Source organism: Streptomyces sp. NBC_01439 (assembly GCF_036227605.1).
In the GTDB taxonomy this organism is placed as follows: domain Bacteria; phylum Actinomycetota; class Actinomycetes; order Streptomycetales; family Streptomycetaceae; genus Streptomyces.
Genome location: NZ_CP109487.1, coordinates 8,137,999 through 8,162,087 on the forward strand (window position 1 = coordinate 8,137,999; position 24,089 = coordinate 8,162,087).

Below are 24,089 nucleotides of genomic sequence, written 5' to 3' on the forward strand. Positions count from 1 at the left end.
GTCTCACGGAGCGCCGTCCCCGGCGGAGCCCTGCGCCACGGGCCGCGGCCCGGCTGCCGGCGGCTGCCGCTGCGCGGGCACGGTCGGCCCGTCAGGGCGGCACCCTGCCGGGCGAAGCCGTGCGGCGCCGAGTCCCGGCCCGGGGTCAGAGCGGGGTGGTGGTGCGGGCGGCGTTGGCGTAGCGGGTGGCGAGTTGGGCGAATGCGTCGTTGAGCTCGCGCGGGCCGACGACTTCGATGCCGGTGTCGAATCGGCCGAGGCTGGCGGCCAGGCCGGTCCATGACCAGGAGCCGAGGGTGAGTCTGCATCGGGTGGGGCCGAGTGCTTCGACCGTGCCGTCTTGGGCGAAGGGGGCGACGGCGGTGGCGGGGAGGTTGAGGATGACGTGGCCTTGGCAGGGCCAGTCCGTGCGGGTGTCGTCGTTACCGCGGAACCGGCTGGCGATGAAGACGGAGACGTCGCCGCCGGGGACTTCGCGCGGGGTGAAGCGGGGGCCGGTGGGAGTACGGGGCCGTATCCGGTCGACGCGGAAGGTTCGCCAGTCGTCGCGGTCCAGGTCCCAGGCCAGGAGGTACCACTGGCTCCGCCACGCGATCAGGTGATGGGGGTGCGTCCGGCGGGGTTGCTCGCCGGTGGTGGCGGCGTCGTGGCCGTAGGCGAAGCGGAGCTCCGCACGGCTGTGGATGACGTTGCTCAGCTCCATCAGCACATGGGGATCGGCCGGCACGGCGCTGTCGTTCCCGGGCGGTTGCACGGAAGTGATGCGGAGCTGGTTGATCCGGTGGCGCAGGCGCGCAGGCATGACCTGACGGACGGTGGCCAGGGCGCGTGCCGCGTCCTCACCGATGGTGGGGCTGGTGGCGGCGCTGTGCAGGGCGAGGGCCAGGGCGACGGCCTGGTCGTCGTCGAACAGCAGCGGGGGCAGGTGGGAGCCCGCGTCCAGACGGTATCCGCCGGCCGGTCCTCTGAAGGTCATGATCGGGTACCCGAGTTCCCGCAGACGGCCTATGTCGCGGCGCACCGTGCGCGGGGTGATGTCGAGACGCTCGGCGAGGTCGTCGCCGGACCAGTCGTGGCGCGTCTGGAGCAGTGAGAGCAGCGTGAGCAGCCGCGAGGACGTTTTCTGCACACCCGCCATTCTGGCGAAAGTACAGGACCCATCCTGTCCGCTACCTCTGCGAGGGTGGGGTCGAAGCCACCGGGAGAGCAATCGCTCCAGGTCACAGTGGCTGCGCCGGGCCCGGGCCTTCCCGCGGCGGCGCGCATCCGAACGAACGCGAGGAGCAGCTCATGGCTGTCACGACCACTACCCACCTGAATTTCCGGGGCGCCGCGCGTGAGGCGCTGCACTTCTACCGGTCGGTGTTCGGCGGGCGCACCGTCGCCGTCACCTACAAGGACGCCGGCAGCGTGCAGGACGAGAGCGAGGCCGACTGGGTGATGTGGGGCGAGGTCGTCGCGGACAGCGGCTTCCACGTCATGGCCTATGACGTGCCCTCCCAGCTGGCGTGGAGCCAGGGGGACAACCCGTTCTTCGTCTCCGTGCGCGGCGACGACGCCGATGAGATCAGCGGCCTGTGGCAGAAGCTGTCGGAAGGCTCGACGGTGGTACGACCGCTGGAAGTCGCGCAGTGGGCGCCGCTGTACGGCATGCTCACCGACCGCTTCGGGGTGACCTGGGTCCTGGACGTCACCGCTCCCTACAACGGCTGACCGCCCGGCTCGCCGCACGGCACGAAGGGTGCGCCGCGTTTCTCGCGGCGGACCCTTCGACAGATGCCAAGAAGAGCGGGCCACCGTCCGTAATCGACACCTGTGGGAAGAGCATGACCGTCCTCGACACGCGCGCGCTCAACCGAGCGACCCTCGCCCGCCAGTACCTGCTCGACCGCAGGTGCACACCTGTCCGTGATGCCGTAGCGCACCTGTGCGGCATGCAGGCTCAAGAGCCGCAGGAACCCTTCACCGGCCTGTGGTCCCGGCTGCACGCCTTCGATCCGCAGGAACTGGACGAGGCGCTCAGCGGACGCGAGGTCGTGCGCACGCACCTGATGCGCCGCACCGTCCACCTCGTCACCGCCGAGGACGCACTGGCCTGGCGGGCGCGCCACGACACCATGCTGCGCCAGCGGGTGACGGCCACCTACCGCCGTGAACTCGCAGGTGTCGACCTGGACGAGGTGGCCGCCGCGGGCAGGGCGGTGATGGCCGACGGGCGGCCTCGCACCATGGCCGAACTCGTCCGGTCGCTCGAGGACCGCTGGCCGGCGCCCCCGCGCCGCGTGCTGGGTGAATTGCTCGTCGCTGCCCTTGTTCCGATGGTCCAGCTCCCGCCCCGCGGTCTGTGGAACACGACGGCCGGTGTCCGCAACCTGCCCCTGGCCACCTGGCTCGGGCGTAACATCGCTCCACTCCCGTGCGACGAGAACGATCCGGTCGGGCAGCAGCTCGTGCGGCGCTACCTCGCCGCCTACGGGCCCGCCAGCACCTCGGACATCCGCTCCTGGTGCGGTCTCGCCGGACTGCCCGCCGCGATCAAAGCCATCCGCGGCGAACTCGTCACCTTCCGCGACGAAAGCGGCCGCGAACTGCTCGACCTGCCCGACGCACCACGTCCACACCCGGACACCCCCGCACCCGTCCGGTTCCTGCCGGCATTCGACAACGCGATCCTCGGCTACCAGAACCGCAGCCGCATCATCGACGACGCCCACCTCGGCATGTCCGTCGCCGGCCAACGCGCCGTCCTCGTCGACGGGCGCGTTGCAGCCACCTGGACCCAGAGCGACGAACGACTCGACATCACCCCGCTGCGTCCTCTCTCCGCACCGGAGCAGGAAGCGATCCACGCCGAAGCCCAAGCCCTTGCTGTCTTCCATCACGCGGACACCAACCGCGTGTACATCGCTACCGACATCGGCTGAGGACACGGAACGTACCCGCGTCCGTCCACACCCACGAGGCCCGACCGTGCGCCGCCGGGTCCCCCAAGTCCTCCCCCTGCTGTCCGCCGGTGAGCGGACCTCGGGACGGTGCCGGCCGCGAAACGGGTGTGTTCCTCGGCCGGGCTGCGCTGAAGGGCGCTGTGCTGAGCGGGGCTCAGTTGCCCAGGCGGGCGAGGACGAGGTTGGGGTCCTGCGCCGTGAGGTAGGCGGCGCTCATGACATGGACGGTGTCGCCGCGCAGCGCGAGGGAAGTCGGACCCTGAAGGCCGTCGGCGGCGGTCAGGACGGTGGTGCGGGTGCCGTCGGGCCGGATCAGGGCGACCTGGTTGACCGCGTTGAGGGCGGCGATGATCTGGTCGCCGTGGCCGGTGAAGGCGAAGTCGTCGATCCCGGTCAGGCCGGTGGCGGTGACCCGGGTGGTTTCGGCGCGCCCGCCGGTGAGGATCGGGATGCGAAGGACGGTGCCCTTGTCGAGGTTGGTGGCCCAGATCTTTCCGGCGTCTGGCCCTTGGCCAGGTCGAAGTGCACAGCGGTACGAGCGCACTCGATCGGGCCGGAGGCGGCCGACGCCGGGGGCGCGGTGGCCATCGCGACCGCGGCGGCGGTCAGTACGGCCGCCGATACGGCGGTCTTGGAGAGCTTGGAGAGCTTGGTGAACACGTGTTCCTTCACTGTTTTCGGGCGTGCGGCAGCGGCACACCGGCGCACGAGGGCGGAGGGATGCATCGGCCGGGATCAGCACGCGCGGGTGCGGGCTGGAGGGCGGGAGGTAGGTAGGGAGGGAGGGGTCAGCCGACGTTGAGCTGACCGTCCGAACGGGCAGGAGCAGTACGGGAGATGGCTTGGGCGAGGAGATCCAGGGCGGCTCGGGAGGATGAGCCCGCCGCGGTGGTGGCGACCACGATGCTGGGGCCCGGCCCCCGGCTCAGGGTCTGCTGCATGACGGTCAGCGAACCGACCAGCGGGTGCCGCATCTCGTGGTCGGCGACCGTACAGGCCTTGACCCGGTGGTCGGCCCACATGGACGCGAAGTCCTCGCTCCTCGCGCTCAGCTCGCCCAGCAGCGTGTGCAGTGCGGCGTCCAGCGGGTACTGGCCCGCCACCAGGCGCAGATTCCCCACCACCGCCCTGGCCTTGCCCGGCCAGTCCGCGTACAGGTCGCGGGTATGGGCGTCGAGGAACACCAGCCTGGCCATGTTGGGGCGCTGCGCCGCTACGTCCGGGGCGCCGGGGTCGAGGTGTCCGGCGAACAGCGCGTGGCCCAACCGGTTCCATCCCAGGACGTCACTGCACCGGCCGAGCACGACCGCGGGCACGTCCCCGAGCGCGTCCAGCAGCTGGGCGGTCGCCTCCGTTACGCGCTCCGGTGCGGGGCGCCGCCGGCTGCGGGGCCTGGCCGATCGGGCCAGATCGTGCAGGTGCCCGCGCTCGGACCCGTCCAGCCGCAGGGCCCGGGCGATCGCGTCCAGCACCTCCGGCGAGGCGTTCAGCGAGTGCCCCTGCTCCAGGCGGGCGTAGTAGGAGGCGCTCACCCCCGCCAGCAGCGCCAGCTCCTCACGGCGAAGCCCCGGCACGCGCCGGCGCTCCCCGTAGGTGGGCACCCCGGCCTCTTCCGGCCGCAGTTGGGAGCGCCGAGTCCGCAGGAAGTCCCCGAGCTGTGATGTCCCGTTCATGGCTCCGAGTATCGGTCGACCCGCAGCGCTCAGCCTCTCCCCGCCGGGGATAGGCACCAGCGGGTCTGGCTCCCCGGCCCGAGCAGCGATGAGCTGGACCTCACCGCATCCCGCACGTCCAGGAGGACGCTTTGAGCACCGTCACCACCCGGGAACAAGACCCCTTCGAGACCCTGAACGCAGCGGACTTCGCCTTCACCAGGCACGCATGGGTCGACGCCGCCCCCGCACGGGTCTACGACCTGGTCAGCGACGTGTCCGCGATCCGCCGGTGGAGCCCCAACGCCACCGACGTCGCCTTCGACACGGACGCCGGCCCCCGCGTCGGCGCCTGGTTCAGCGGCCTCAACAACAGGGACGGCAAGCAGTGGACCACACGTTCCCAGATCACGCGGGCCGACCCCGGCGCTGCCTTCACCTTCGTCGTCGGCGGCGCCGAGGACGGCATCGTGCGCTGGAGCTGGACCTTCGAACCCCACGGGCGCGGAACCCTCGTCCGGCAGTCCTGGCAACTCCTGCGCCTGGACCCCGTACTGGGCACCACCCGCGGTGACCTCGACGCACTGCGCGACTACATGGCGGACAGCGCCGAAACCACACTGGCCTCCCTCGCCCAATGGATCGCCGAAGAAGGCCACCCCGACATCACCCGCACCCAACGCCGGATCTCCGGCTGATCAGCGGTTGCGACACACGCCGACGTTCAGCGCCGGAAGGCGAACGCCCGTCGGCACTCAGCACGGTGATGGTGTACCCGCAGGCGGCATTCGTCGAGAACTTCGTCGACTGGCTCTGCCGCAACCTTTGTGGTGGAGCGCTTTCAGACCGAGGGCTGGCCCGTTGACTGCGCAGTGTCGTGTACCAGTTCAGCAAGCTGGATCAGGAAGCTGTACGTCGTCATGCGCCCGTGAATCCGGACGAAATATGACTGGCTGGAGCACTTGAACGTCTCTCGCCGGCGCACCTTCCAGAGCTTGTGCTCGTATGTGTTCGCCGCCTGCAGGAGGGCTGTCTTCGCTTCCTCCGCGCTGCCGTGGAACTCCGTGAGGGTCCGAGCGTTTCGATCCACCTCGCTGACACCGTCGACGGGTATGGCCAGCACGATCCATCGGGACATCCTGAGATCCGTTCCTTCCCCCTGGCGCCGCCCGTCGCGACGCGCACGGCGCCAGTGTGGCAGGCGCACCTTGACGCTAGACCGGCTCTTCCGGATCCTGCCGGGCCCGCGACGCCCGGCACCGCACCCGGCCGCGTTGTCGGGGCGCCCGAGTACGTCCAGTACACGGGCGCCCCTCCGCCTTGCCGGCCACAGCACCGGACGCCGCGGGCTCGGCCGACAAGATCCGGAAGAGACGGCCTAGACGTCCACTACCGAGTTCAGCCAGAGCCCGAGAAGTGACGGCACCCCGTCCGGACGGTCGAGGTTCTCGCGAGGAAGCGGACCTACTTCGTGCCGTCGTGCCGTCGTGCCGCGTGGGTCCGTGTAGATCGTGGAGGTGATCACCCGGGAAACGGCGACGCCGCCGGCGCGGGAGGTGGGGTGGGCATCAGGTTCGGGTGTGGTGCTCGATGTCCTCCCGGAAGTCGTCCAGGGCCTGCGGGGTGAGGGTGGGACGGGTGTCGGCGATCGCGGCGAGGAAGTCGTCGGTGGCGGCCGGGGTCCCAGTGCGGTGGCTGATCTCGCGTTCGAAGGCGCGTTGGGCGCCCTTGCGCGCGGCGTACTCGATGTCGGCAGGGGTGAACATCTCGCTGGCGGCGACCAGCTGGTCGACCTCGATCACCGGGGCAGTGGTGCCGAGGTAGCGGCGCCAGATCGCCTCGCGAGCAGCAGAGTCGGGCGGGCCGACCGGAATGATGTAGTCGAACCTGCCCGGGCGAAGGAATGCCGGGTCCAAGGTGCGCAGGGAGTTGGTGGCGCAGACGAGCAGCCGGTCGTCGTGGTCGCGGAACGCGGGGATGAGTTTGAGGAGTTCGTTGGTGACCCCGTGTCCGGGGTCGACAGCGTGGCCTGAGCGCGCGGCTGCGATCTCCTCGACCTCGTCGATGAACAACAGGACGCTGTCCAGCTCGGCCAGGTCCGCGAATGCATCGCGCAGCGAGGCTGCCAGCGCTCCGTCGGAATCGGCGGCCAGGCGTGAGGGGAAGAGTTCCACGAACGGCCAGCCGAGGCGGGATGCGATCGCTTTGGCGAAGGTGGTCTTTCCGGTGCCGGGCGGCCCGAACAAGATGACCGCTTTCGGAGGACGGACCCCATAGCGCTCGGCGACCTCCGGCTCGGCGAGCGGCAGAACGATGCGCTTCTCGATGGTGTCCTTGGCCTCGAACATGCCCGCCAGCTGCTCCCACAGGCCTCGCGGCAGGACCCGGCCGCCGAGCTGGGCCAGCAGTCCCGCATCCTGCGCCCCCGGGGGCTCCAGCTTCTCGTAGTAGACCAGACCGTCCAGGCGGCGGTAGCCGGAGTTCTCCAACGCGGTGGTCCCGGTCGAGCCAGGTGTAAGGATGGCGCTGACCCTACGCACTCCGCGGTCGCGCAGCTGCTGCTCCACCTGGGCGATCAGCGCACTACCCAGTCCGCGGTTGCGCCACGCACCAGACAGAGCCGTGATCAAGATCCACCCACGCTCACCCTCAGCGCGGGCCACGGCCATCCCGACCAGCTCACTCTCCACCACCGCGACCACGGAGGGCTGTCCCGCACGGGCGGCTGCCACGACCTCGGAGACCGGGAACACGGGAAGGGACAGGTCGGCCTGGAGGCCCTGGTCCCACAACCGGATCGCCTGGTCCAGGTCATCATCATGGAAATCCCGCAAGCGCCACACCGACATGACCGCCTCCTCGTCCTGTAACCATGGTGTGCCTGCCGTCGGCCAGAACGCCTCATGTCGCACTCCACGACCGGCACCGACCACTCATCTGGTGGCGTGTGCGCAGGCGATGCCCGATCCCGGACAGAGTGCCCCACGACTGGAAAGCGAGGCTCTCGTCGGTGGGCGGCGGCGCTCATGCCGAGCGACTGCCGTGCTCGCCGCCTGGGCCGCGAGTGACCGCATCGTCTCTCCCACCTATGGCGCCGCGTACGCCGAAGCCTGCGGCGACGGCCAGCTCCGGTTCGCTCGTGTGGGCCCGCCGGGCCGCTCGGGCGAGGCCGCCCGATGGTTTCGCCTGCGAGTGCGTTGGCCGTCAGGCGCCGGCGAAGCGGCGGCGTGAGGCCTCGATGTGACCGAGGTAGCGGTCGGCACCGCGCTGGCGGCAAAGCCCCTGCCCGGCTCAGGCCTTGTTGCCTGCGCGCAGCCAAGCGATGTAGTCGCCGACGGCCCGCTCGGTGTCGTACTCGGCCCGGTAGCCGGTGTCCTCCTTCAAGCGGCCGATGTCGAGGACCAGGTGCGGTGCGCCGCCTCCGGTGGGCAGGTCGACCCGGGCGTCGGGCACCACCTTCTTGATCGCGTCGATGAGCTGGGCGTTGGTCGTGGCCCGGCCGGAGCCGACGTTGTACGTACGGTGGTTCAGCTTGTCCGCGAGCTGGAGGAGAGCGATCGCTCGGCCGGTGTCCTTCACGTAGTTGAGGTCGAGTCCGTCCTCGGCGAAGGCCGGCCCCAGGAGGTGGGAGAAGTCCGGGGCGGTGCCGTGGGCGGCGGCGTGGACGAGGGCGGGGGCGGCGAAGAACGGATCGGGATGGCCGAGCGGCCCCCAGGTGCCGGAGATGCGGTAGTCGACGATGTCAATCCCCGTGGTGTCGGCGAGGAATCCGCCCAGCAGTTCCCCGACCTTCTTGAAGGTCGGGATCGAGACCGCCGCGCTCATCGACAGCGGCGTGTCCTCGCGGAGCGGTCCGTCGTTCCCGGCGCCGAAGTAGACCCCGATCGTGCTGGCGACACCGAGACGCCGTACGCCCCACTCCTGCGCCGCCTGCACGATGTTCAGCAGCCCGCCGAGCGCCTGCCGCGTCGCCTCGACGGGCGCGTCGGGGACGGGCGGCCAGGGGTAGGACCCGGCCAGGTGCACGATGCCCGTGATGGTGTGGCGACGGCCGACCGCCAGCAGCGCCTGGCGGTCGGTGACGTCGGCCCGTTCCACCCTCACTCGGGTGTCGGCGAGGACGGTAGGGAGCGCACGAGTGCTGCGCTGGATCACCACGCAGTCTTCGCCCAGGTCGAGCAGGGCCCGTACGGTGTGGGAGCCGATGAAGCCGAAGCCTCCGGTGACGAGGATCATGGTCTGCCCTTTCCTGGCGAATCTCGGCCGTGCGCGGTGTGCGGTCCGCGGTGCGTGTGGGTGCTTACTTGCTCTGGAGCTTGCCGAGTGGGTGGGGGGCCTCGTCCAGGGCGGTGACCGCCGCCTTCCATGCCACGTCGTCGTCCTGGAGGGTGCTGCGGAGGTAGGCGGTGGTGAGCTGCTGGATCAGGGCGACGCGGGCGGGGGATTCGTCCGTGGTCTCGGCGACTTCGTGGCCGGGGATGCCGCCGAGCGAGTGCTCGGCGCCGAACAGGGTGAGCAGGCTCTTGTCGCCGGGGCTGTGGGTGTAGGGGTCGGTGAACCAGTCGGGTCCGCGGGTGGACAGGTGGGACTGGTCGTGGTCGCCGGCGATGATGAGGGCCGGGGCGGTCATGGTGTCGAACGACGGCTTCATGAAGGGGAAGTGCTCGGCGGCGAACGGCGTCAGGTCGTCACCGAGGCCGGTCAGGGCGAGCAGTACCCCTGCCTTGACGCGTGGGTCGGACAGGTCCTCGCCGGGTATCCCGTCGGCGTCGAGGACGCGGGCGCCCAGCAGTGTGCTCACCGTCTGGGCTCCCCAGGAGTGGCCGGCCACGGCGATGCGGTCGTGGTCGAGGCGTCCGGCGAGGCCGGGTACGGCTGCTTCCAGGGCGTCGAGCCCGTCCAGTACGCGGGTGACGTCTTCGATGCGGTGGCGCCAGATCCGCGGGGTGCGGGGGGCTTCGGCGGGGATGGCGAGGGTGCGGGAGTCGAGGTGGGTGGGCTGGACGACGACGAAGCCCTGGGCGGCCCAGTGATCGGCGAGCGGTGCGTAGCCGTTCATCGACCAGCCGTAGCCGTGCGAGAAGACGATCACGGGCAGCTCGCTGCCGGTGGCGGGGGCGGACATGCGGACCTGGAGGTCGTCGCCGCGGCCCGGGGCGGGCAGGACGACCGGCTGGGCGGAGACCACGAGGGCGGGTGTGGTGTTCGGGTCGGACATGGAAGTGCCTTCCGTTCGGATCTTCGGATGCTCGGGTGCGAGGGGTGCGGCCGCAGGTGGGGCCCTCTGGCCGGATCTGGCTCTTCGAGGGGCGGGGAGGGCCGGTTGAGTCCGTCGAGCGCGCGGCAGCGATGCGCGATGTGGTCGTCGGTTCCGTGGTCTGACATCCCGACTAAAACGGAACCCTGTTCCGCAATGAACGATACGGAACGCAGTTCCACTTTGCAAGGTCCGTCTTGGAAGGAGTGCCGAAGTGAGCGACGGCAACCGGCAGGAGAGCGCGGCCGGACCCCAGCGCAAGGACGTCCGGCGCAACCAGCAGACCCTGCTGGCCGCGGCCGCGGCGGTACGCGAGATCGCGGCCGAGGCCGGAGTGGGGGTGGCCGCGCTCTACTGGCACTTCCCCACCCGGGCGGACCTCGTCATCGCCGTCTACCGCCACCAGGTCGACGCCTGCGCCGAGGCCGGCCGAACGGGTAGGCGTCGCTCATGGGCGGGCACGGACACGGCCAACGGCATACCCATACCCATACCCATACCCATACCCATGGCCATGGGTATGCCGGGCGTTCGCGCGGTGTGGGCGCAGGTGCCGACCGGCGCTAGCTGGGCACGGCCCTCGCGCTGATCGGTTCGTTCATGGTGGTAGAGGTCGGCAAAGGCCTGATGCCCGGTGTGCCGGCGTTGTTGTCGGACGCTGCGCACCTGCTCACCAAAGCGGTGTCGATCGTGCTGGCCTGGTGGCGATGCGCCCGGCGCGGATTCACCTACGGGGTCAAGCGGGCCACGTTCCTCTCCGTCCAGGTGAACGGTCTCACGCTGCTGCTCGCGGCCTGGCTCGCGGCGAGTGTGGGTGACGAGAACGGCGGCGCGGGTGGGGAACTGGCCCGACTCCCACAGCTCCATCAGTTCGCCGCGCAGGTTCTCGGCGGTCAGGACGTCGAGGTCGGAGAAGGGCTCGTCCATCATCAGCACGTCGGGTTCCACGACGAGGGCCCGGGCGAAGCCGACGCGCTGGCGCGTGCCGCCGGAGAGTTCCTTGGGGTAGGCGGACTCAAGCTGTCGAGACCGATCAAGTCGATGGTCCGGCGGGTCACTTCCGCCCGCTGCACGGCCCCAACCACCGTGGCCTCCAAACCCAGTTCGACTGCCTGCTGGACAGTGAGTCAGGGCAGCTGGGCGAAGGTCTGAAGGGCGATGGCGGTGCCGGGGTTGGCGCCGGTGAGGTTCTGGCGCGGCACTCGACTGGACACCGACACCACGGTGCGTGCTGGCCTCGCCGTTTCAGTTGACGTGAGGCCGGTTGGTGGCCGGGAACGCGAAAGTGCCTTCTGATCCGGGGCGATGAACCGTGTCGAGGGGTTCTGTCGGTCCCCGACGGTGCAGGAATGCTGTGTCATGTCGGGGCACGGCTGCTGGCTGATCTCGCCGACGTCACCGGACTGACCGGCGCGTGGAGAACTACTCGACACGCTCGTGATCGATGAACGCGGTCACCGCGTCCACCGTTGCGTCGGGCTGCTCGTCGGGAATGAAGTGTCCGGCTTGTGGGATGAAGGCGCCGGTCGCGTTCTCTGCCCATGGACTGAGGGAGGCGGCCATGTCGGGGATCGAGCCATGGGAGCTGGAGATTCCCAGGACCGGGACGGTCAAGTGCCCCCGTTCGAGAGCGTCATGATTCTTACGTGCTGATTCCGCAGCGTCGCGGTAGTAGGCGAGAGACGCTGAAAGCCCTCCCTCGGCCGCGATGGCGGCGGCGTAATGGTCGATCTCGGCGCCGTCGAAGGTGTTCGGAGACAGGGCTTTGACCTTCAAGAACCAGCCGACGTAGTCGCGCTCGCGGCCGGTGAGCAGAGTTTCGGGCAGTTCGGGCACCAAGTGGAAGGCGAAGTGCCAGGTCTTCCAAGCCCGGTCGGGGTCCGTCGGGATGGATCTCGGGAGCGTGATTCCGGGAATGCCGGCGTCAAGCAGAGCGATGCCGTGCAGGCGGTCTTCGTACTTCAGGGCCAGCGAGAAGGCGACCCAGGCCCCGATGTCGTGGGCGACGAGCCAGTACTTCGGCACGTTGAGCGCGGTCAGTGCGGCCTGGACGCGCGAAGCGACGGTGTGCGTGTCGTAGCCCCCTTGAGGGCGGTCGGAGTGGCCCTGCCCCGGCAGGTCGATCGCGATCACGTGGAACCGCTCGGCAAGACCTGGCATCACCTTTCGCCAAGCCCACCAGGTCTGCGGGAATCCGGCGAGCAGGACGACGGTGGGACCGGCTGGCCGGCCGCCTTCCACGGCATGAAGTCGGATTCCTTCCGCGTCGACCCAGCGGTGAGCGAAACCCGCAAGGTCGTACAACGGCAAGCCAGGGACTGGGTTCTGGTCGCAGGAACGGTTCGGGGCCATGGCTTCGGCAGTCATGTTTCGGAGCCTACTGCATCTTGAACTGATCAGTTCAAGATAGGATGGGTAGGGCCCCGACGGCTGGTACGAGAACGAGGTGCATGCGTGATGGCCGGGAAGAAGCAGTTCGACGTGGGCACCGCGCTCGACGCGGCGATGGTCCAGTTCTGGCGGGCCGGATACGCCGACACGTCTCTCGACGACCTCTCCAGGGCGACCGGCTTGAACCGCAGTTCCATCTACTCCTCGTTCGGCGACAAAGACTCGCTCTATCTACGCTGCCTGGACCGCTACGCCGCGCGGTACGGAAGCAAGTACGACCAGGCGCTTTCATGTGCGGCCGAGGAACCGCTCCAGGCAGTACGGGCGTTCTTCGAGGTCACCCTGCAGCGCATCGCCGACCCTGACGTACCTGATGGATGCCTGATCGCCCAGACCGCGATGGCGGCACCGGCGCTCAGCCCCACCATCGCCGCACGTGCGATCGAAGCTCTGGACCTTCAGCATGCGCGGCTGCGGACCGCCTTGTGCGCCGCGCAGTTGGCCGAAGGCGATGCCGACGACTTCGCGGTTCACATGGCGGCGGTCAACCAGTCGCTGGCCGTGATGAGCAAGACCAGGGCGAGCCAGAACCAGCTCCGCACGGTCATCGACATCAGCATGAGTGCGCTCGCGCGCGCCTTGCACGCCCTGCACGCCCGGAGCTGACCTCGTAGTTTCGCCTGGGTGTGGCGACCGTTGGGGCGGAAGTACGAAAGTGCCTTCCTGATCTGCCGCGATGAACCTTGCTGAGGGGTTCGCCGCTCCCGACCTCGAGCGGTACAGCGCGATCGCGTCCGCCTTGAACTCGGCGGGGCAACGCTTCATCCCCACGGGAACCCCGTTCTCCTGGACCATCAAGATCCAAGCGGCCCCGGTCCAAACCCCCGGGGCCAAGGCTGTGGCAGCCGGACCCCGTGCTGTGTGACGCCGGCTGTCCCGCCACTCGTTTGGCGCTGAGGTTCCGAACGAACGTCGCGGAGGTTCAAGTGCGTGCCGTGCCGGGGTTCCTAAGATTCGAAGGCAGAAGGGAAACCCGGGCTGTTTCTGGGCGGGTGCACACCAAGGACAAGAAACGCGTGAAACAAGAGAAGCCCAGCCGCGCGGCCGTCATCGTAGGTACCGGCGCCGACGTCGGCACCGGGCGCGCCCAGACCCGTCGGACCAAGGTGATCGTTCGCCACCGGCCCACCTCGGTGTCCGTCAGCATCCGCAGCGCGCGCAGCCTGCCTCCGGAGAGCCCTGCTCCCCTGGAGCCCACCCGCTGCTGATCAGCCGCCTCCACACCTTCTGCGCGCCGAGCTCGGCGGTGGCCGAGCGAGGCACCGGGTCGACCTGAAGAGAACCGTTCCAACTTCTCGGCCCCTTGAGTACATGCAAGCAATCAGCTCTTTGATCGTCGAGGAGCTCTTTCCTGAAACCCGGTGGTCGGACAGTGCTGCCGTGGGAAGCGGAGACATGATGGGTCAGAGTCCTTATGACTATGTCGTTGTGGGAGCGGGGACAGCGGGGTGCGTGATTGCCTCCCGGCTTTCGGAACGCCCCGACGTGCGAGTGCTGTTGCTGGAGGCGGGAGCCCGGGACGCGACCGAGGCGATGACATCTCCTTGGGGGTTCCTGGGGTTCGACCCGTCATCCCTCTGGCTGGGCGCCTCGACCGTGCAGGCCGGTACGGGCAGGGCCGCTGACGTGCTGCGTGGTAAGGCGCTCGGCGGATCGTCGAGCATCAACGGTCTCTACCACCTGCGGGGGCACCGCTCCGGTTACGACGCATGGCCCGGACTCGGCGCTCCGGGCTGGGGTTTCGATGATCTGCTGCCCCATTTCCGCCGCAGCGAGAGCACTCGCAGTCGTGATGCCTCCGTGCGGGGCACGGACGGGCCGGTCGTGGTCGCCCCGGTTCCGGAACCCCATCCCCTGGCCACGGCAGGCGTCGACGCCGCGGTGCAGGCCGGGTACACACGCGCCGATGACATCGGCGGCGGGCTGGAGACCGGGTTCGGGTGGAGTGACATGAATCTGCCCGGCGGCGCCCGCCAGAGCGCGGCCGACGCCTACATCCGTCCGTTCCTCGACCGGCCGAACCTGTACGTCGTCACGGACGCGACCGTGCAGCGGCTGCGCATCACCGGGGGTCGCTGCACCGGCGTCGAGTACACCCTGGGTGGCGAGCACCTCTCCGTCGAGAGCACCGAGGTCATACTGACCGCGGGGGCCATCGGTTCCGCGCACCTCCTGATGCTGTCGGGGATCGGCCCGGCACGACACCTCGGCGAACACGGCATCGGCGTCGTCGCCGACCTGCCGGGAGTGGGATCCCATCTGCAGGACCATCCGATGGCGGCAGTGGTGTACGAGGCCAGCCGGCCCGTACCGTTCGTTCCTGCCAACCCGCCGGCCGAAATGATGGGCCTGTTGTACAGCGACCCCGCCGTGGCCCGGCCGGACCTTCAGGTCTACGTCGTCGCCGCACCGCTCCCGTCGGCATGGGGCCCGCCGCCCACCAACGGCTACTCCATCGCCTTCTCCGCGATGGCTCCGCACAGCAGCGGCACCGTGCGCCTGACGGACGCCAATCCTGCCAGCGCTCCCGTCGTCGACCCCGGCTACCTGAGCGACGACCGTGACCTGGAGATCATGCGCAAGGGCCTGGCAGTGGCACGCCGCATCGGGGAGGCCGGCGCCTTCGCCGACTGGCGCAAGCAGGAAGCGGTGCCGGGATCCGGGACGAGCGGCGCATCCGTGGACGAGTTCATCCGCAGGGCCACCGGCCCCTACTTCCACTACACCGGCACCTGCCGCATGGGCGGACGTCGACCTCGCCGGACCGCTCTCGCGGCCTGGACGGCGCACATGTCCGTCGTCCGCGACAGGGCGGTGCCGCTGCCCGAGCCGCCCGTGGCATCGAAGAGCCGCTAGTGCAGGGTGGTGAGGCGATCGGTAGCCATCCGGTCGTCCTCTCGTCGCTGGGGCGGAGCCGGCGGGGCACCGGAGGAACAGGCCACCCGCGCCAGGCCTGTCCCCCTGGAGCCGACAGGCGACGATCTTCGGGCGGTGAGGCCATGCGTCCACCCGTCCGAGTGACAGCTCCTCTCCCACAACGGGAAGCCCATAAGGAACCGCGGCAGGCACGGCACGACCGTGCACCCCATGAGCAACCTCTGGGGGCCGCCTACCGCAGAACATGACCCCGCTGGGTATCGCTACTGGTCGAACGATCCTCCCCGAAGGCCCCTACCGCCAAAACTCGGACGGTTCCTCCCCAAAGGCCGCGGGTCAGACACCGCTCGCGGCCCTGGTGACCTCGTCGGCCAGGGCGGCAACAGCGGCTCGATCAGTGCCCACAAGTCGTCGTCCACGATCCACGGCCGAGTGTTCACGCCACCACGAACGGCCGAATCGTCACGCCGATCATGCCCAACCAGGACATCTCACCAAGATCCTGTTACGAGCTCTTAGGGGGTGATGCGCATGGGGCCGCCAGGCTGCCCGTGGTCGCCGTTGCGGAAGGCGGTTTCCAGGTCTTGGGCCGTCATGTCTCCGGGGGCGGGAGGAGCCTCATGGCGCTCGACGGAGGGGCTGGGCGGCTCGGCCATTGCGGTGGCTGCGGCGATGCCAGCTGCGACCAGGGCGAGGGTGGTTGCCAGGATGCGGGTCCGCTTGCTTAAGGCCATGAGGGTCTCCGTTTCGGGCGGGTCCGGCCGGGGCCGTGCGGGCGGCCCCGGCCGGCGGCCTGTCTACCGTACGGCGTTGTAGACGGATACGGCCTGCGATCCGTGCTCGGACGAGAACATCCGGTTGTCGAGCCAGCCGCCGCTGCTGTTGGTGTAGCGGTGGCTGTTGACGCCGACGATCTGTGCGTTGCCCGTGAAATTCTTGACCATGGGGCCACCGGAGGCTCCGCCGCCCATGTCGCAGTTCATCTGGAGGCGCTGGTCGAGCGGGTTGAAGTTGGAGGCGTCGACCGTGGGGCCGGTGCAGTACCGCATCTTGTCGTCGGCGAAGTCCGAGTCGGGCCGGTTGTAGCCGTTGGCCGGGTAACCGATGGCGAAGACGAACGAGTTCTCGGGCGAGTTGCTGCGGAACTCGTAGCCGTACGCGCCGACGATGTTCTGGATCTTCGCGCCGTTGTCGGCCGGCTTGAGAGTGATCGCCGCCATGTCGGAGTACCGCACGTCGGTGTCCTTGATCCAGGACGTGGGCACGTAGGAGGCGGCCTTCTCCCAGACACCAAACGGGATGTTCGTGCCGTCGTAGCCGGGAAGGAAGACCATCTGCTTGTGGTAGCCGTTCCCGGTCTTGCCAGTGTGTACGCAGTGTGCGGCCGTCCAGAGCGTCGTCTTGTTGTTGTGGTTGATGACGGAGGCCGTGCACCGGTAGGTCCCGCCGTTGGCGTGTTCGTAGAGCAGGAACCCGGTGGCCCGCCACGGCCACTGTCCGGGGGCCGGAGACGTCAGGGACCGCGATACGTCCGTCACAGCCGACGGTCCGAAGCCTGCCCGCCGGTTGGCGTCCGCAGGGAGGACCGCGTCGCCCGCGATGGAGACGTCCGGGCTGGTCGGCTTGTTGGCGGCTTGCGGGGCGAGGTCGGCCGGCTGAGGAGTGCCGCTGTCTGCGGGGCGCGACATGACCTCCCGGATGCGCTCCGGAGTCCAGAACGCCTTCGCCTCGCCCGGCTTCGCGGTGGAGCGCTCCACGGTGACGCCAGGGAGAGACGGGCTTGCGGATGCCGGTGGGGATGCTTGCGCGGCGCCGCCAGCCGCGATCGTCGCGAGAGAGAATGTGAGTGCTGCAACTACCTTGATTCGCAAGGGTATTCGCATACAACCAGAGCAGCATCCGGGACTGCGTGCATCGCCGGTGGCTGGTCCGGTGTGTCCGATTCCGCTCGCATGTTGTCCCAAAAGGCTCCCGGACGGAGCGACTCCGGGCCCGGAACGGCGAAGCCGCCACGGTCGGACAGTCTCGGTCATGGGCGCCGCTTGCCGCCCTGGCGAGAAACGAACCTGCGCCCTCCACCTCGCCAGGGCCGGCCCAGCCGCTCTCCGATATCCCTGATGAGGTCCGTGATCGACTCCGTGTACGAAGGGCAGGTACAGCCACGCACGAAAGGGGAGCCGGTGGGTAAGGCATCGTCGGGGAAGCGACCGGCTCTGCCTCGCCCTGCGATCTCCCATCTGGCCCGAGGTGTCCAGAAGAGGAGGAGCGGAATGTGGCTCGGCATTCTCCGACCCGAGGTGGTCAAGGTCTTCGACTTGGACGTCCAGCGAGAGCCCGACCACACCGCAGGCTCCTGAGCGAGACCTGCCTTGCCCGCGTACGGCCGGACGTAGACCTGGAGACCCTCATCCGCCGATCCCTCCACCTCGACAGCAAGCTGGACGAGGAACCATCAACGCGCTACTCGACATGGCCCGGCCGCGACGTTTGCTCCATCGGCATCGGAGCCTGTGCCCCCACCTGTTGCACGCACCCGCGAGGAGCGGGACCCGGCGGCAGGCCTTGCCGTGCCGTTCGCCCCGCCGGACACGGATGCCCTGTCAGTGCCTCTTCCTACAGTGTGGTTCATGAGCATGATCGGGCAGTACCTCCGCCTCACCCCGGCCCAACTCGAGCGCGCATTGCACGACCCCGACTGGGCGGCCGAGTACGCGCACGAGCTGTACGACCGCGACGACGCGGCCGCCGACGCGCGGGTGCATGAGACCGACAAGGCATGGCACGCCCTCGACTTCCTGCTGAAACGGCGCGGCTTCCCGGTGGACGTGGTCTTCGGAGAGGCGGACATGCCCTGGCCGGAAGGCGAGGACTGGGGATACGGCCCGCCCCGGCTCCTTACCGCGGACCAGGTACGCGCCGCCGCGGATGCCCTGGAGGCCCACGCTCCCGACACCCTGACCGAAGGTGTCACCCCGGCCGATTTGGCTGCCGCGAACATCTACCCACAGATCGTCTGGGAGCGCGGCGAGGAAGCGGACTGGGTCGCGGCCCACTGGGCCGACCTCGCGAAGTACCTGCGCGCAGCGGCACGGGAGGGCGACACGATGCTCCTCTGGATCTCCTGAACCGAGCCGGTCACTCCTTTCCCGCGCGGCCTTTCGAGTGCGTTCCTGAGCTCCTGGACGAGCGGTAAGGCCATGCCCTCCCCGGTGAGCCGAGAGCGGATCGATGCGGCGTACTGGTGGCGTCGGCGGGAGAACCTGATCCAGTTGCCCCACGGCCTGGTCCTCGACGGCGAACTGGTCGTCTGGGACACCGAGGCCGGCCGGTTGTCGTTCGAGGCGTTGCAGCGCCGGGCCGCCATCCGAGCCCGCGGCGCCGCCGGCTTCGTCGCCCGGTGGCCGGCCTGCTTCGTCGCCTTCGACCTCTTGCAGCAAGACGGCCAGGAGCTCCTCACACGCCCGTACGCCGAGCGGCGCGCACTGCTGGAGAACCTGTTCTCCGAACACGCCCTGACCGCCCCGTGGGCGCTCTGCCGCAGACGATGGACCTGGCCAAGGCGCGGGAATGGCTGGAGTCCTGGACGGACGTGTCGGGCGTGGAGGGTTTGGTGGTCAAGCCCCTGACCAGCCGCTATCTGACCGGATACCGGGGCGGACCAAGATCAGGAGGCGGGACACCACTGAGACGATCGTCGGCGCGATCACCGGCACCCTTACCCGCCCCGGCCTCCTCGTCCTCGGCCGCCACGACCAGGACGGCCGGCTGCGCGCGGTCGGCCGCACGGTACCGCTGCGCCCGGACGCCGCCCGGCAGGTCGCCGAACATCTCACCGCGGCCGCGCCCGGACACCCGTGGACAGGGGCGAAGTTCTCCGCGACGTGGGGAGCCGCGACGTCCTCGACACCACCCTGGTCCACCCTGCCCTGGTGGCCGAGGTCAGCGCGGATCGCGCTATCGACCGCGGCGGCGTCTTCTGGCACCCGCTCCGGTTCCAGCGGCTGCCTGCTCGCCTTCGCCGTGCACCCTTCGAGTGGATCGGTGGCTCCTGTTGTCTGAACCGCTTGTCCTTCGGGGGACGAATGGCTCGGTGGCCGCGAAGAGGGCTGCGCATCCGTCCACCAGGCGAACGCAGAACAGGTGCCGTGCACCACTTCACGACACGGAGGGCCCATGCACGCGAAGTCGGCTGACCACCCTGTGCTCACGGCCCCCCATCGCCGGACCGTGCATGCGCCCCCACGCCCTGCCGCAGCCGGCGTCGACACGGGCGTGGCCGAAGCCGTCACCTCGGAATTGAAGCGCTGCTGTGCCGACTTCGTCGCCCACAGCCGTTCCCTCGACCCTGTCTTCGCCCACGATGTCGCGGAGCGGCTGGCCACCTTCACCTGCGACGGCGGTTCGCGGATCCGCCCCCGCTTCCTCTGGTGGGCGCTGCGAGCATGCGGCGGAACGGACGCCCACACCCCTGGGGCCCTGCGGGTCGCCGCCGCGCTCGAACTCATCCAGAGCTGCGGCCTGATCCACGACGACGTCATGGACCAGTCGGCGGTACGGCGTGGCAAGCCCTCCTTCCACACACAGATCGCACTCCAGTACCCGGAAGCCGCGCCCGCGCGGGACCCGGGTCCGTCGCCGTTCTCCCAGTCGGCCGCGGTCCTCGCCGGAGACCTTGCCCTGTCCTGGGCCGACGACCTTGTCGCAGAAGCCGACCTGGACCCGCCCGTGCGCACCCAGGTCCTGCAGATCTGGCGGGCCATGCGGACGGAGATGATCGCCGGGCAGTACCTGGACCTCCACGGGCAGACGACTTCCTCCCGCTCGGCCGTTCAGGCCATTCGCACCGTCAGCCTCAAGGCAGCCCGCTACACCGTCGAACAGCCGCTGGCCTTGGGCGCGGCACTGGCTGGAGCCGATGACGCCACCACCCGCGCGCTGACCGCGGCCGGACGGTGTGCCGGCATCGCCTTTCAGCTCCGCGACGACCTCCTCGGCGTGTTCGGCGACCCCGCGCTCACCGGCAAGCCTTCCGGGGACGACATCCGGTCCGGCAAGGCGACCTACCTTCTTGCCCTGGCCCACTCACGGGCCGACGCCAGCGGCGTGACCACCGTTGTCAACCTCCTCCGGGAATGCCGGGGGAGCGCCCCGCTCTCCGACCTCGCTCTGGCCTCGGTCCGCGAAGCCCTGCACTCGACCGGCGCTCCTGAACAGGTCGAACGGCGCATCGAGCGTCTGGCGCGGGCATCAGAACGGCATTTTGCCGCCGCCAACCTCGGCGGGCCCGCCGCCCGGCGCCTGTCCGAACTCCTGGCCCAGGTCGCCTCACTCCCGCAGGACGGGTTCATCACGACAGAAGCAGCCGTCCGCGGCGTCGCCTGATGAGGACGATCACCGGCCCGACCGACCACGTGGTCGTCGTCGGCGCCGGACTCGCGGGCCTGTCGGCAGCCCTGCACCTCCTCGGCGCAGGACGACAGGTCACCCTCGTCGAACGCGGCACCCGCCCCGGCGGCCGGGCCGGCCTCATCGAGCGTGACGGCTACCGCTTCGACACCGGCCCCACCGTGCTCACCATGCCGCACCTGTTGGAGGAAGCCTTCGCCGCGGTCGGTGAGACCATGTCCGACCGGCTGACGCTGCACCCTCTCCACCCCGCCTACCGCGCACGCTTCGCGGACGGCAGCAGCCTCGACGTCCACACCAGGGCCCAGGCCATGGAAGCTGAGATCGAACGCTTTGCCGGAGGCAGGGAAGCGGCCGGCTACCGCCGGCTGCGCCGCTGGCTTCACGACCTCTACCAGGTGCAGATGGCCCGCTTCATCGAAGCCAACTTCGACTCGCCCTTCTCCCTCCTGCACCCTGACCTGGCCCGCCTCGCCGCACTGGGCGGGTTCGGCCGGCTCCAACCAAAGATCAGCCAGTACATCACCGACGAGCGGCTGCAGCGCGTCTTCACCTTCCAAGCCCTCTATGCGGGCGTCCCACCAGCCCGCGCGCTCGCCGCCTACGCCGTCATCGCCTACATGGACACCATCGCCGGGGTCTATTTCCCCCAGGGCGGCATGCACGCCGTTCCCAGCGCCATGGCCGCCGCCGCAGCGGACGCGGGCGCCACCCTCATCCACGGCGAGAGCGTCACCCGGCTGGAGCGCACCGGCGAGCGGATCACCGCCGTGGTCACCGACCGGCAGCGCATCGCATGCGACGCGGTCGTCCTCACCCCCGACCTGCCCCTCGCCTACCGGCTGCTCGGCGCACGCCCGCGCCGCCCCTTCGCCCTGCGGCACTCCCCGTCGGCCGTCGTCCTGCATCTGGGCACCGACCGCACCTGGCCCGAACTGGCCCACCACACCATTTCCTTCGGCACCGCCTGGAAACAGACGTTCCGGGAACTCACCGACACCGGAACTCTGATGAGCGACCCCTCCCTCCTCATCACCCGGCCCACCACCACCGACCCGGCCCTCGCCCCACCGGGCCGGCACACCCACTACGTACTCGCACCCTGCCCCAACACCACTGTCGGCCCCTCCGCGGCCGCGTGGAACGACCTCGGCCCCCGCTACCGGGACAGTCTGCTGCGCGAGCTGGAGCGCCGCGGCCTGACCGGCTTCGAGGACGCGCTCCAGACCGAAGTCCTCGTCACCCCCGCCGACTGGGCCGCCCACGGCCACGGAGCCGGCACCCCCTTCTCCCTCGCCCACACCTTCCCCCAGACCGGCCCTTTCCGCCCCCGCAACCTCCCGCGCGGAACCGCCAACGCCGTCCTCGCGGGCTGCGGCACCACCCCGGGCGTCGGCGTCCCCACCGTTCTGATCTCCGGCCGTCTCGCCGCCGCCCGCATCACCGGCCTGCCCGGCGCCCGCCACCGCACCGCGCCCACCCACCGGGCAGCGACGAAAGGCCGCCCCGCATGACCCGACGCGAACTCGACGCCGCCACCATCACCGACCCCCACCTGCGCACGGCATTCGAACGCTGCCGCCGGCTCAACGCCCGACACGGGAAGACGTACTTCCTCGCCACACGGCTGCTGCCCGCCGCACGCCGCCCCGCCGTGCACGCCCTCTACGCCTTCGCCCGACTCGCCGACGACATCGTCGACGACCTGGCTACCCCCGCCGAACCCTACGACCGCGCCCTCCGCCTCCAGAACCTCTCCCACGACCTGCGCACCGCGATGGACGGCGGCCCCGCGCACCACCCCATCGTCACCGCGGTCGCCCACACCGCGCACCGCTACCGCATCCCCCACCGCCACTTCGACGACTTCCTCGCCTCCATGCGCAGCGACCTCACCGTCACCGACTACGGCACTCTGGACGCACTGCGCGGGTACATGCACGGCTCCGCCGCCGTCATCGGCCTCCAGATGCTTCCCGTACTGGGCCACACCACCACCCGAGACGAAGCAGCCCCGTACGCCGCCGCCCTCGGTGAGGCGTTCCAGCTCACCAACTTCATCCGTGATGTCGGCGAGGACCTCGACCGCGACCGCGTCTACCTGCCCGCCGACCTCCTCGCCGCCGAAGGCGTGGACCGGGAACTCCTGCTCTGGAGCAGACAAACCGGGCGCCCCGATCCCCGCATCACCCGCGCCCTGCGCTCCGCCGCCGCCCTCACCCGGCGCTTCTATCTGCATGCCCGGCCAGGCATGGACATGCTCGACCCCCTCTCCCGGCCCTGCGTGCGCACGGCCTTCGTCCTCTACGGCGACATCCTCGACGCCGTCGCCCGCGACGGGTACGCCAGCGTCCACTGCCGCTCTGCGGTCCCCCTCACCCGCAGGGCGGCCGTCGCGGCTGCCGGGCTGGCCAGGATCGCGGCAGCCCGCCTCGGGGCGCCCGCCGCGGCCCCTGCCTTCCAGGAGCCGACCCGATGAGCCCGCGCTTCCCCCGCCGCCCCCCGGTCCGCCTGCGCCGCGACCCGGTGGCCTGGCACCGGCAGCAACCGACTTGGCGAGACGCCTCACCCGCCCTGATCGATACCGCCCTCAAGCGAGCCCAGGCCCGGACCGGCGGCAACTGGTACGTCCTGGGCCCCAGCGCAGCCGTCAGCACGCACACCGGCTACGGGGCCACGGTCGAAGGAACGGAGATCGTGGCCTGGCGCGGCGCCGACGGCGCCCTCGTCGCAGGTCCGGGCGCCTGCCCGCACCTGGGAGCCGCGCTGGCCCAAGCCCCCGTCCGCTGCGGAACCCTGGTCTGCCCCTGGCACGGACTCACTCTCAACGGCGCCCCCTTCGCAGGCTGGAACCCCTACCCGGCCCACGACGACGGCATCCTCGCCTGGGTGAGGCTGGACGAACAGGGCGGCGAATACCCCCTCGGCAACACGCCCGTCCCAGCCAGGCCAGCCGCCGATAAATCTTTGACAGCCGTCTACACGGGCACCGGTGTCTGCCAGCCCGAGGACGTCATCGCCAACCGCCTCGACCCCTGGCACGGCGCGTGGTTCCACCCCTACTCCTTCACCGACCTCACGGTGCTCGACGACGGCGCCGAGACCGACGTCCTCACCGTGCGCGTCTCCTTCAAAGTCGCCGGGCGCCTCGTCGTGCCCGTGATCGCTGAGTTCACCGCTCCCGGCCCCCGCACCGTCCTCATGACCATCACCGAAGGCGAAGGCAGCGGCTCCGTCGTCGAAACCCACGCCACCCCTCTGGGGACCGGCCGCGACGGGCGCCCCCGCACCCGCGTGACGGAAGCGGTCATCGCCACCTCCGAACGCACCGGCTTCGCCTTCGCGCGTACCGCGGCCCCCCTCCTGCGCCCCCTCATGCGGCGCGCGGCAGGCCGCCTGTGGCAGGACGACCTCGCCTACGCCGAGCGACGCTGGGAACTGCGCAGCACCGGCCGCTTCCCCGGCTGAGCCGGCGCCCCCGAACCTGCCGCGTAGCCTGCC

At 70.0% G+C, this 24,089-nt stretch carries 24 protein-coding genes and 1 pseudogene; 14 read left to right on the forward strand and 11 right to left on the reverse strand.

Features of this window, described 5'->3' with window-relative positions:
* Positions 1 to 145: 145 nt before the first annotated feature.
* A complete protein-coding gene (locus OG207_RS37030; RefSeq protein ID WP_329104981.1) occupies positions 146 to 1,129 on the reverse strand; it encodes a helix-turn-helix transcriptional regulator in 984 nt (327 codons plus the stop codon).
* A gap of 161 nt (positions 1,130 to 1,290) precedes the next feature.
* Here OG207_RS37030 and OG207_RS37035 point away from each other — a divergent pair, with 161 nt between their 5' ends.
* Both OG207_RS37035 and OG207_RS37040 read left to right on the forward strand, forming a co-directional pair.
* The gene (locus OG207_RS37035; protein WP_329104983.1) at positions 1,291 to 1,713 is read left to right on the forward strand and encodes a VOC family protein; all 423 of its coding nucleotides are present in this window, start codon (positions 1,291 to 1,293) and stop codon (positions 1,711 to 1,713) included.
* A gap of 113 nt (positions 1,714 to 1,826) precedes the next feature.
* Positions 1,827 to 2,924, forward strand: coding sequence for a winged helix DNA-binding domain-containing protein (locus tag OG207_RS37040; protein ID WP_329104985.1), 1,098 nt, complete (start codon positions 1,827 to 1,829; stop codon positions 2,922 to 2,924).
* Positions 2,925 to 3,099: 175 nt separating this feature from the next.
* On the opposite strand, the gene OG207_RS37045 is transcribed toward OG207_RS37040, so the two are convergent.
* Together OG207_RS37045 and OG207_RS37050 are read right to left on the reverse strand one after the other, a co-directional pair.
* Positions 3,100 to 3,489, reverse strand: coding sequence for a hypothetical protein (locus tag OG207_RS37045; RefSeq protein WP_329104987.1), 390 nt, complete (start codon positions 3,487 to 3,489; stop codon positions 3,100 to 3,102).
* Between the two features lie 244 nt (positions 3,490 to 3,733).
* On the reverse strand, positions 3,734 to 4,618 hold the full coding sequence (locus OG207_RS37050; RefSeq protein WP_329104990.1) for a helix-turn-helix domain-containing protein: 885 nt from the start codon (positions 4,616 to 4,618) through the stop codon (positions 3,734 to 3,736).
* Positions 4,619 to 4,749: 131 nt separating this feature from the next.
* Between OG207_RS37050 and OG207_RS37055 the strand changes: the two genes are divergently transcribed.
* Positions 4,750 to 5,295 carry an SRPBCC family protein gene (locus OG207_RS37055; protein ID WP_329104992.1) on the forward strand — a complete coding sequence of 182 codons (546 nt, stop codon included), beginning with the start codon at positions 4,750 to 4,752 and terminating at the stop codon, positions 5,293 to 5,295.
* Between the two features lie 143 nt (positions 5,296 to 5,438).
* Here the strand turns inward: OG207_RS37055 and OG207_RS37060 are convergent, their stop codons facing one another.
* The 4 genes from OG207_RS37060 to OG207_RS37075 form a co-directional block, all read right to left on the reverse strand.
* Positions 5,439 to 5,735 carry a hypothetical protein gene (locus OG207_RS37060; protein WP_329104994.1) on the reverse strand — a complete coding sequence of 99 codons (297 nt, stop codon included), beginning with the start codon at positions 5,733 to 5,735 and terminating at the stop codon, positions 5,439 to 5,441.
* 430 nt (positions 5,736 to 6,165) lie between these two features.
* Complete coding sequence (locus OG207_RS37065; protein WP_329104996.1) at positions 6,166 to 7,446, reverse strand: ATP-binding protein; 1,281 nt, start codon at positions 7,444 to 7,446, stop codon at positions 6,166 to 6,168.
* Positions 7,447 to 7,888: 442 nt separating this feature from the next.
* Positions 7,889 to 8,833 carry an NAD-dependent epimerase/dehydratase family protein gene (locus OG207_RS37070; RefSeq protein WP_329104999.1) on the reverse strand — a complete coding sequence of 315 codons (945 nt, stop codon included), beginning with the start codon at positions 8,831 to 8,833 and terminating at the stop codon, positions 7,889 to 7,891.
* 64 nt (positions 8,834 to 8,897) lie between these two features.
* Positions 8,898 to 9,815, reverse strand: a complete 918-nt coding sequence (locus OG207_RS37075) for an alpha/beta hydrolase family protein (RefSeq protein ID WP_329105001.1) — start codon at positions 9,813 to 9,815, stop codon at positions 8,898 to 8,900.
* A gap of 253 nt (positions 9,816 to 10,068) precedes the next feature.
* On the opposite strand from OG207_RS37075, the pseudogene OG207_RS37080 reads away from it, so the two are divergent.
* Positions 10,069 to 10,284: pseudogene (locus OG207_RS37080) on the forward strand (TetR family transcriptional regulator); the annotation flags it as partial.
* On the opposite strand, the gene OG207_RS44145 reads toward OG207_RS37080, so the two are convergent.
* Complete coding sequence (locus tag OG207_RS44145) at positions 10,248 to 10,985, reverse strand: ATP-binding cassette domain-containing protein (RefSeq protein WP_443072877.1); 738 nt, start codon at positions 10,983 to 10,985, stop codon at positions 10,248 to 10,250. The pseudogene OG207_RS37080 and the gene OG207_RS44145 overlap by 37 nt on opposite strands.
* A 291-nt stretch (positions 10,986 to 11,276) precedes the next feature.
* A complete protein-coding gene (locus OG207_RS37095; protein ID WP_329105003.1) occupies positions 11,277 to 12,221 on the reverse strand; it encodes an alpha/beta fold hydrolase in 945 nt (314 codons plus the stop codon).
* 90 nt (positions 12,222 to 12,311) lie between these two features.
* Between OG207_RS37095 and OG207_RS37100 the strand changes: the two genes are divergently transcribed.
* The 3 genes from OG207_RS37100 (at position 12,312) to OG207_RS37110 (ending at position 15,161) form a co-directional block, all read left to right on the forward strand.
* Positions 12,312 to 12,911: a TetR/AcrR family transcriptional regulator gene (locus OG207_RS37100; protein WP_329105005.1), complete on the forward strand. Its 600-nt coding sequence runs from the start codon at positions 12,312 to 12,314 to the stop codon at positions 12,909 to 12,911.
* Positions 12,912 to 13,321: 410 nt separating this feature from the next.
* Positions 13,322 to 13,513, forward strand: coding sequence for a hypothetical protein (locus OG207_RS37105; protein ID WP_329105007.1), 192 nt, complete (start codon positions 13,322 to 13,324; stop codon positions 13,511 to 13,513).
* 190 nt (positions 13,514 to 13,703) lie between these two features.
* Positions 13,704 to 15,161, forward strand: a complete 1,458-nt coding sequence (locus tag OG207_RS37110; RefSeq protein ID WP_329108148.1) for a GMC family oxidoreductase — start codon at positions 13,704 to 13,706, stop codon at positions 15,159 to 15,161.
* Positions 15,162 to 15,697: 536 nt separating this feature from the next.
* On the opposite strand, the gene OG207_RS37115 is transcribed toward OG207_RS37110, so the two are convergent.
* Positions 15,698 to 15,916, reverse strand: a complete 219-nt coding sequence (locus tag OG207_RS37115) for a hypothetical protein (RefSeq protein WP_033227042.1) — start codon at positions 15,914 to 15,916, stop codon at positions 15,698 to 15,700.
* Between the two features lie 63 nt (positions 15,917 to 15,979).
* Complete coding sequence (locus OG207_RS37120) at positions 15,980 to 16,939, reverse strand: trypsin-like serine peptidase (protein WP_329105009.1); 960 nt, start codon at positions 16,937 to 16,939, stop codon at positions 15,980 to 15,982.
* A 152-nt stretch (positions 16,940 to 17,091) separates the two neighbouring features.
* Between OG207_RS37120 and OG207_RS44150 the strand changes: the two genes are divergently transcribed.
* From OG207_RS44150 to OG207_RS37150, 7 genes are all read left to right on the forward strand, one after another.
* On the forward strand, positions 17,092 to 17,370 hold the full coding sequence (locus tag OG207_RS44150; protein WP_402697538.1) for a DUF1589 domain-containing protein: 279 nt from the start codon (positions 17,092 to 17,094) through the stop codon (positions 17,368 to 17,370).
* A gap of 439 nt (positions 17,371 to 17,809) precedes the next feature.
* Positions 17,810 to 18,307: a YfbM family protein gene (locus OG207_RS37125; protein ID WP_329105011.1), complete on the forward strand. Its 498-nt coding sequence runs from the start codon at positions 17,810 to 17,812 to the stop codon at positions 18,305 to 18,307.
* A gap of 84 nt (positions 18,308 to 18,391) precedes the next feature.
* On the forward strand, positions 18,392 to 18,808 hold the full coding sequence (locus OG207_RS37130) for an ATP-dependent DNA ligase (protein ID WP_329105013.1): 417 nt from the start codon (positions 18,392 to 18,394) through the stop codon (positions 18,806 to 18,808).
* A 601-nt stretch (positions 18,809 to 19,409) separates the two neighbouring features.
* Positions 19,410 to 20,564 (forward strand): polyprenyl synthetase family protein, encoded by a 1,155-nt coding sequence (locus OG207_RS37135; protein WP_329105015.1) that lies wholly within the window; start codon positions 19,410 to 19,412, stop codon positions 20,562 to 20,564.
* Positions 20,564 to 22,102, forward strand: coding sequence for a phytoene desaturase family protein (gene crtI, locus OG207_RS37140; RefSeq protein ID WP_329105017.1), 1,539 nt, complete (start codon positions 20,564 to 20,566; stop codon positions 22,100 to 22,102). The genes OG207_RS37135 and crtI overlap by 1 nt, the downstream gene beginning before the upstream one ends.
* Entirely contained in the window at positions 22,099 to 23,067 is a 969-nt protein-coding gene (locus tag OG207_RS37145) for a phytoene/squalene synthase family protein (protein ID WP_329105019.1), read from the forward strand. Before crtI ends, OG207_RS37145 begins: the two co-directional genes overlap by 4 nt.
* Positions 23,064 to 24,056: a DUF5914 domain-containing protein gene (locus OG207_RS37150; protein ID WP_329105022.1), complete on the forward strand. Its 993-nt coding sequence runs from the start codon at positions 23,064 to 23,066 to the stop codon at positions 24,054 to 24,056. Before OG207_RS37145 ends, OG207_RS37150 begins: the two co-directional genes overlap by 4 nt.
* Positions 24,057 to 24,089: the final 33 nt, after the last annotated feature.